This window comes from Ruminococcus sp. YE282 (assembly GCA_900101355.1).
Lineage (GTDB): Bacteria > Bacillota > Clostridia > Oscillospirales > Acutalibacteraceae > Ruminococcoides > Ruminococcoides bromii_A.
This window is the reverse complement of the sequence record FMUV01000058.1, coordinates 1-6606: the sequence shown is the minus strand read 5'-3', so window position 1 is coordinate 6606 and position 6606 is coordinate 1. Positions and strand designations below refer to the sequence as shown.

Annotated in this window: 11 protein-coding genes and 1 pseudogene; 5 read left to right on the top strand and 7 right to left on the bottom strand. The window is 38.6% G+C overall.

Annotation, left to right across the window (positions count from 1 at the left end):
* The 7 genes from BLP46_RS12265 to BLP46_RS12240 form a co-directional block, all read right to left on the bottom strand.
* The coding region (locus BLP46_RS12265) for a pentapeptide repeat-containing protein (RefSeq protein ID WP_207645248.1) at window positions 1-396 on the bottom strand (396 nt) is incomplete at its 3' end.
* Between the two features lie 2 nt (window positions 397-398).
* Window positions 399-803, bottom strand: a complete 405-nt coding sequence (locus tag BLP46_RS12260) for a helix-turn-helix domain-containing protein (protein WP_167669271.1) — start codon at window positions 801-803, stop codon at window positions 399-401.
* A gap of 57 nt (window positions 804-860) precedes the next feature.
* Complete coding sequence (locus BLP46_RS12255; protein WP_092979306.1) at window positions 861-1070, bottom strand: helix-turn-helix domain-containing protein; 210 nt, start codon at window positions 1068-1070, stop codon at window positions 861-863.
* A gap of 15 nt (window positions 1071-1085) precedes the next feature.
* Complete coding sequence (locus BLP46_RS13160; protein WP_167669270.1) at window positions 1086-1247, bottom strand: hypothetical protein; 162 nt, start codon at window positions 1245-1247, stop codon at window positions 1086-1088.
* Window positions 1235-1834, bottom strand: a complete 600-nt coding sequence (locus BLP46_RS12250; RefSeq protein ID WP_318259622.1) for a class I SAM-dependent methyltransferase — start codon at window positions 1832-1834, stop codon at window positions 1235-1237. Before BLP46_RS12250 ends, BLP46_RS13160 begins: the two co-directional genes overlap by 13 nt.
* Window positions 1812-2210, bottom strand: a complete 399-nt coding sequence (locus BLP46_RS12245) for a hypothetical protein (protein WP_092979304.1) — start codon at window positions 2208-2210, stop codon at window positions 1812-1814. The genes BLP46_RS12250 and BLP46_RS12245 overlap by 23 nt, the downstream gene beginning before the upstream one ends.
* A 91-nt stretch (window positions 2211-2301) precedes the next feature.
* Window positions 2302-2724 carry a hypothetical protein gene (locus tag BLP46_RS12240; RefSeq protein ID WP_092979303.1) on the bottom strand — a complete coding sequence of 141 codons (423 nt, stop codon included), beginning with the start codon at window positions 2722-2724 and terminating at the stop codon, window positions 2302-2304.
* 171 nt (window positions 2725-2895) lie between these two features.
* Between BLP46_RS12240 and BLP46_RS12235 the strand changes: the two genes are divergently transcribed.
* The 5 genes and pseudogenes from BLP46_RS12235 to BLP46_RS12215 form a co-directional block, all read left to right on the top strand.
* A complete protein-coding gene (locus BLP46_RS12235) occupies window positions 2896-3309 on the top strand; it encodes a helix-turn-helix domain-containing protein (RefSeq protein WP_092979301.1) in 414 nt (137 codons plus the stop codon).
* A gap of 2 nt (window positions 3310-3311) precedes the next feature.
* Window positions 3312-3689 (top strand): hypothetical protein, encoded by a 378-nt coding sequence (locus tag BLP46_RS12230; protein ID WP_092979300.1) that lies wholly within the window; start codon window positions 3312-3314, stop codon window positions 3687-3689.
* 249 nt (window positions 3690-3938) lie between these two features.
* Window positions 3939-4952 (top strand): tyrosine-type recombinase/integrase, encoded by a 1014-nt coding sequence (locus BLP46_RS12225; protein WP_092979299.1) that lies wholly within the window; start codon window positions 3939-3941, stop codon window positions 4950-4952.
* 231 nt (window positions 4953-5183) lie between these two features.
* Window positions 5184-6104, top strand: a complete 921-nt coding sequence (locus BLP46_RS12220; RefSeq protein ID WP_092979297.1) for a DUF3991 and toprim domain-containing protein — start codon at window positions 5184-5186, stop codon at window positions 6102-6104.
* A pseudogene (locus BLP46_RS12215) lies at window positions 6086-6606 on the top strand (type IV secretory system conjugative DNA transfer family protein); the annotation flags it as partial. The gene BLP46_RS12220 and the pseudogene BLP46_RS12215, both read left to right, overlap by 19 nt.

The following is a 6606-nucleotide window of genomic DNA, read 5'->3' as shown; positions in this document are numbered from 1 at the left end:
GCCGCTGTTACGGTTGCCGCTGTTACAGTTGCCGCTGTTACGGTTGCCGCTGTTACAGTTGCCGCTGTTACGGTTGCCGCTGTTCCAGAGTCCGGAACAACCTTTTCCAGTGTTGACCAAGCGCAGCACTTCTTCCCATGTGATTTCCTCAACGATTGTGATTTTATTGGTGCAGGACTTGTCACCTTTGGTGTCGATAACACCAAGGGCTTCAACAATAGCAACCTTGTTGTTCGGGTCAAACCTGTAATAATCGAAACAGTCTTTCAAATCCGTGCAGAAGTGGAAACCACGGTCACAACAAATGGGTTCACCTTCCATTTCGTAAGTCTGACCAACCGCATATTGAAAATCCCTGCAAGTCCAGTCAGGATTGAAAACTTTATATCCTTTCATCGTCACACCTCACATCTTGTGAAATCGCTGAACCTTGAAGGGCTGATGTAATAGCGATATTTGCCGGAAGGCATCTTGACCGCATAGCCAAAGGGGAAGTCCCCATTTTTCAAGCCCTGCCGCAACATCTGTTTACCAATGCCCATCAACTTTGCCGCTGTTTCAACAGGCAAATTTTTCAGGTGACCGGTATCAGATGCCGGTTCATCAACACCACCCTTCAGATAGTCAGCGGAAACATTCAACGCCGATGCAATCACTTTCAGATTTGCGGCTGATGGTGAACTTTTGCCGGACACATACTGACTGATTGAGGATTTACACAACCCTGTGACCTTTGAAAGTGCCGTTTGTGACATTCGTTCCTGCTCCATAGCCGTTTTCAAACGCTGTGAAAATACGTTCATTTTGTTCATCCTTTCATTTTGAATTTGGTTTTAACACTGTAAATAGTTGCTACACGACTATTTTTCCGCAAAAAAAATTTCCCACATTTCTTCAAGTGTCAAATGCAGAATTTTGACAAGTTTCTTGATTTCAGATGCCTTGAACTCTGTCTTGTTGTTTAACTTATAGTTGAAGGTTGCCGATGTCATACCCAGTTGCATTGCAACAGCTTCCTGCAACAAACCAAGGGCGGCAATTTTCGCCTTCAATTTTGCTGTGTTTGTCATGGTGTTTCACCCCTTTCAATCATAGTAGTCATATTCGTCATAATCGCTGACCTTTTCGACAACATTGGTTATCAACCAAATCAAGCCAATGCAAGCCGCAAAACCGCCAAAGAAACAAAGCAGTCCTGCAAGTATGTTCCAGAGTACCATTATTTCACCACCTTTCAGTTTATCCATTTGATGATAGTATTTCCTTGATAACCTTTTACCCATACAAACCAAGCATAACAAATTGCGTTGTTTGATTTGTATGTATCAAAATCACCATTCATTGCGCAATTTAGCCTTGAACTTGAAACATAAACCGTTCGGGGGGGGGTCTTTTGGTAAAATTCTTTTCGTTTTTTCCCTTCAAGAAAGGTTAATTTCAAAAACATTGCAACTTTTCTTCCCGGTTTAACACTGTCCAATGCTCTTTGGATAAATTCAAGTGCATATTTATATGGTGGATTTGTAATTATATCACCTTCAAAATCTTCCAATGTTTCTTCAAGAAAATTCAAAGGTTCAGGGTCACCATAACCTCTATACACTAAATCAGTTGCTATTACCTCATGACCTGCTTTTTGAAACACCTTTGCAAGATGACCGCCACCACAAGCACATTCCCAAATGGTATGGTGGAATTGCTCTTGTTGCAAAAGTAATTCAGCAGCTTTTGGTTCAGTCGCATAGTAATCATCATTTTGCCTTTCTTTCTTGGTGTGATTCGATGCCCCAATAGCTGTGTAAATGCTATTTTTACCGCCTATCCAATCTTTCACGCTTTTCACCACCTTTCTTCCGTTCTGCAATCAAATCTAAACCCAAGTGCAGTTCTTGTGTGGATATTTTCTTGTAGAAATCAAAAAGAATGTTGTATGCAACTTCTTCTGCTGAAATTTCTGATTCGTTAAAATCATCCTCATGTTCAAAATAATCTTGGACTTCTTCAAATCTCTTTCGGGAAATCCAACCCATTCCATAAGCAGTTCTTGCTTCTTCCAAATTAGAAAACTCGGTCAGCTTTTCAAAGCGTTCCTTGTGCTTTTGCTTCTGCCTTTCGGCTCTTTGTTCCAAAGTTTTCAATGGTGCATTTAATTTCCGCATTACCAACCGATTTGCCTTGATGGATTTTTCCAATTCATCAATAATATTCATTCCAGACCACCTTTCTGTAATATTGGAAAGGGGTACTGCAATACCCCTTTCCACTATTGTGTGTTTTCACTGTTGTTTTGATTATGTAATGTTAATTCTCGCTTTCCCAGACAGTTTCACCATCAAGTGTGTAAATACCTGTGATGTGTTCATACTTGAAATCATCAATATCAGGGTCAACAAGAAGGTCAATGATGTGGGTGAATGGTGCTTCATGAATAGTGCCAAAAACATCCCATACTTGAAATGTTTGTGTTTCATCCTCAACGCCGAACATCAGCTTCCAGAAATTGATGCTTTCTATCTTCAACGCATCAAGGATGTCCCTGCGGCACCACACATCAGAATTGGAACAAAGCCAAATGATGGTTGCAATTTCTTCAATGGGGCATCCGTGTTGATTCGCATAGAACAGTTTTTCATACTGCTTATTGGAACCTTCCGTAAACCAATTATTCTTGATGCAAAGGCTTCTTAAATTCTCGTTTGTTGTTACTGTGTGATAAAATTTCATAATCAATCCAGTCCTTTCAACGTTTGGGTGAATTTTCGATTAGTCGTATAACGACTATATATAATATACACCTTCGTTATAGTCCTGTCAAGACTATTTTAGAAAATTTTTATATTTTTCTTGAAAAATAGTCTTGTAAGTGCTATTATTTAATTGAAAGGGGTGTTATTTATGCCAAAAAATAGAATTAGAGAATTTCGTAATGAACTAAATTTAAAACAAATACAATTAGCTGAATTGATAGGTGTCACCCAAGGAACTATTCGTAAATATGAATATGGAGAAATTAATATACCTCAATCAAGATTGGAAAAGTTATCTGAAGTATTACATCACTCGGTAGATGAAATACTATGTAAAGAATCAATAGATTACTGCTACCAATTATGGGAACAACTATATAATGATGATGGAAAATTAGAAAAAGAAACCGCATTATTAAATTGTGTTCAGAAGATATTTGGAAAAGAAACTTCTGACCTGTTAGTTTTATTTTCTCAATTCAATGAACAAGGAAGGAAAAAAGCATTGGAAACACTTAAAGATTTGAGTGAAACTTCAAAATATACAGAAATGGATGATTAGCGATGTTTGGAAGAAAAAAGAAAAAACCTGCCCCACCAAAAAACTCAATAGGACAAAACCTTGATAAACTCATTAATGGTCAATTACCTTTTGGGTGGACGACACATTATAAACACATAACAAAACCAAAAGATGATACAATGATTGAACTTGCGCTGAAAACACAAACTCCAGATAAGCAAAAACGTATTGAAGCATTGCAAAACCTTATTCAATACTTTTATTCCTATCAAGCTGAATGTCAGTCTATGGGTGAGTGTTTTGCAAAATACTTTGATGATATGTGGATGCATTGTAAAAACAATAGGTGTGATGATTTCATTTACATCACACCTTATGAAGAAGAATTACAATCTTTGTGTAACAGTGTAACAGTGTAACAGATACCTATTTACTCAAAATATTTGAAAAATGAAAAAACTAAATTTTTATACTTCCCTAAAAATAAGAAAATATAGAAGTCATCTGTTACTTGTTACAAGCAAAAAGAAAAACCACCCACTATTGCAGTAGTAGGTGGTCTGTGTTAAAACCAAATTCAACAATGAAAACACACAAAATATTCAAGGTGAACTGGTTATTTTATTATAGCATTTTCACCTTGAAAAATCAACAGGAAAGGTGAAAAAATGAAGAATCCTAATGGTTATGGGTCTGTTGTCAAATTATCAGGCAATCGGCGCAGACCTTGGTGTGCAAGAAAAACAACCGGGTGGACTGAAAAGGGTTATCCCATCTATAAATCCATCGGGTATTTTACAGACCGTGAAGAAGCTATGATTGCACTTGCACAATACAACCGAAATCCTTATGATATAGACCTATCAAAAATCACGCTGAAAGAACTGTTTGAAAAATGGTCTGCAAGGGATTTTCCAAAGATGTCAAAATCTTCTGCATCAAGTCACAAATCAGCAGTCAAACACGCTTCAGCATTATATTCAATTCCATATAAAAACATCAAAGCCTATCAGATGCAGGAAGTCATTGATGGTTGTGGTTGCGGATATTCCACCCAAGGTGCAATCAAAAACTTGTTTGGTCAGCTTGACCGCTTCGCCCTTGAACTTGACATCATCACCAAATGTAATTCCACATTGATTTCAGCCGCACCAATTCCACCATCAAATAAGGTTCCATTCACCGATGATGAAGTTGATGCAGTGTGGAAAATAGCCGGTCAGGAATGGGTTGATTCAGTCCTGTTCTTCTTATATACCGGTTTCCGCATCAGTGAAATGCTCACCATCAAGATTGATGATGTTGACCTTAATCAGTTGACAATCAAAGGCGGTATCAAAACCAAAGCAGGAAAGAACCGTATTGTTCCGATTCATCCACGCATTGAAGGATTTGTCCGGGCAAGGGTGAAGCAAGGCAACAAATTTCTGTTCAGCTATAACGGAAAGAAAATGTCATCAACTCAATACTACATTATTTGGAATAACCTAATGGAACAGTTAAAAATGCACCATACACCACACGAATGTAGACACACATTTCGGTCAAGGCTTGATTCAGCCAATGCAAACAAAAGGTGCATTGATTTGCTGATGGGTCATACTTCCAAGGATGTCGGTGAAAGGGTTTACACCCACAAAACCCTTGATGAATTACGAAATACAATAAATTTATTGCGTTGAACAAGTAACACGTTAGTAACACAAAAACCCCTGATGCCGCATAAACAGTGACATCAGGGGTTTATTTTAATTATTATACCACATAAAAAGAAAGTTGTCTATTAAAAAATCAGCCTGCCACCAAGGAAGAATTGCACCCAAATGCTGACAGGTGCCTCTTGTCACAGTGATAGGAGAAAGAACTACCCACTATAAGATATTACAGCAGAAAAGAAAAATATATACAAGGAAGTGATTAAAATATCAACCTACATTCATTTTACAAAAGAACAGCGAGAACAGGCAAGGAGAACCGACCTTGCTAATTTTTTAATCAGTCATGGCGAGAAAGTCAAGAAATCAGGTTCAGAATATGAATGGCTTGACGGCTCGCAAAAGGTTACAATCAGAGGTCACCTCTGGTATCATCAGTACGAACAGAAAGGTGGAGATGCAATAGACTTCGTTCGCAGATTTTATAACAAGGACTATGTCGAAGCGGTTGAAATGCTTTTGAATAACTGTGGCGGTCAGATAGTAAATTCACAGACCACAGAACGAGAGCGAAAGCCATTTATACTACCACCAAGGAATGACAGGATGAGCAGAGTTTTTTCTTATCTGCTGTTGACTCGTGGAATTGATAAAGATGTACTTTTTGAGTTTGTGCGGAGAAAAATGATTTATGAATCAGCGGATTATCACAACGCTGTCTTTGTCGGCTACGATTCAAACGGTAAACCTCGCCACGCCCACAAGCGAGGAACTGTGACGAACAATCCGTACAAAGGAAATGCTGCAGGAAGTCAACCCGAATTCAGTTTTCACTGGCACGGCACAAGCGAGAAGATATTCTTGTTCGAAGCTCCGATTGATATGTTATCGTTCATAAGTATGCATAAAGAAAATTGGCAAGAAAATAGCTATGCGGCATCCTGCTCCGTTTCGGACAGGGTGCTTTTTCAATGTCTGAAAGATAATCCGAACATCAAAAATGTTTTTCTTTGCTTTGACAATGACGAAGCAGGACAGACCGCCAACAAACGCATAGCCGACAAACTGAACAAACTGAATATTCAAAATGAAATCCTCATTCCAACTCATAAAGACTGGAATGAGGATTTAACTTTATCAGAAAAAGGAGATGAACGAATATGCCATCAGGTATTGTAACTTTGATAATTGTAACAGGTTCAATGTTAGCTTTGTTTGTGATTATTACAACAGTTGGTAATAACTATTCTCTTAACCAAATAAAAAACAAAACTGTCGGACAAGGTCAGCACGGAACTGCTCGTTGGGCGACCAAAAAGGAAATCAAGAGAACTTACAAGCAAATTGATTTTCAGCCTAACGAGTGGAGAAATAATCCAGACAGCAGACCAACTGAACAAGGTATAGTTGTCGGTTGCAAGAACAGAAAAAAGGGAACAACCGCAATGGTTGACACAGGCGATGTCCACGCTCTGATGATTGGTGCGGCAGGCGTCGGCAAGACCGCATATTGGCTTTACCCGTGCATTGAGTATGCCTGCGCTACTGGTATGTCATTTTTGTCAACCGACACAAAGGGTGATGTAGTTCGGAATTATGGAACGATTGCAGAAAAGTATTACGGCTACAAAATTTCAGTAATAGATTTGCGTAACCCAACACGCTCTCACGGCAACAATCT

Excerpts from the sequence above, each read along its gene's own strand:
- BLP46_RS12225 (WP_092979299.1), top strand. The coding sequence starts at position 3,939 with ATGAAGAATCCTAATGGTTATGGGTCTGTTGTCAAATTATCAGGCAAT.
- BLP46_RS12255 (WP_092979306.1), bottom strand. The coding sequence starts at position 1,070 with ATGACAAACACAGCAAAATTGAAGGCGAAAATTGCCGCCCTTGGTTTG.
- BLP46_RS12235 (WP_092979301.1), top strand. The coding sequence starts at position 2,896 with ATGCCAAAAAATAGAATTAGAGAATTTCGTAATGAACTAAATTTAAAA.
- BLP46_RS12245 (WP_092979304.1), bottom strand. The coding sequence starts at position 2,210 with ATGAATATTATTGATGAATTGGAAAAATCCATCAAGGCAAATCGGTTG.
- BLP46_RS13160 (WP_167669270.1), bottom strand. The coding sequence starts at position 1,247 with ATGGATAAACTGAAAGGTGGTGAAATAATGGTACTCTGGAACATACTT.
- BLP46_RS12260 (WP_167669271.1), bottom strand. The coding sequence starts at position 803 with ATGAACGTATTTTCACAGCGTTTGAAAACGGCTATGGAGCAGGAACGA.
- BLP46_RS12240 (WP_092979303.1), bottom strand. The coding sequence starts at position 2,724 with ATGAAATTTTATCACACAGTAACAACAAACGAGAATTTAAGAAGCCTT.
- BLP46_RS12230 (WP_092979300.1), top strand. The coding sequence starts at position 3,312 with ATGTTTGGAAGAAAAAAGAAAAAACCTGCCCCACCAAAAAACTCAATA.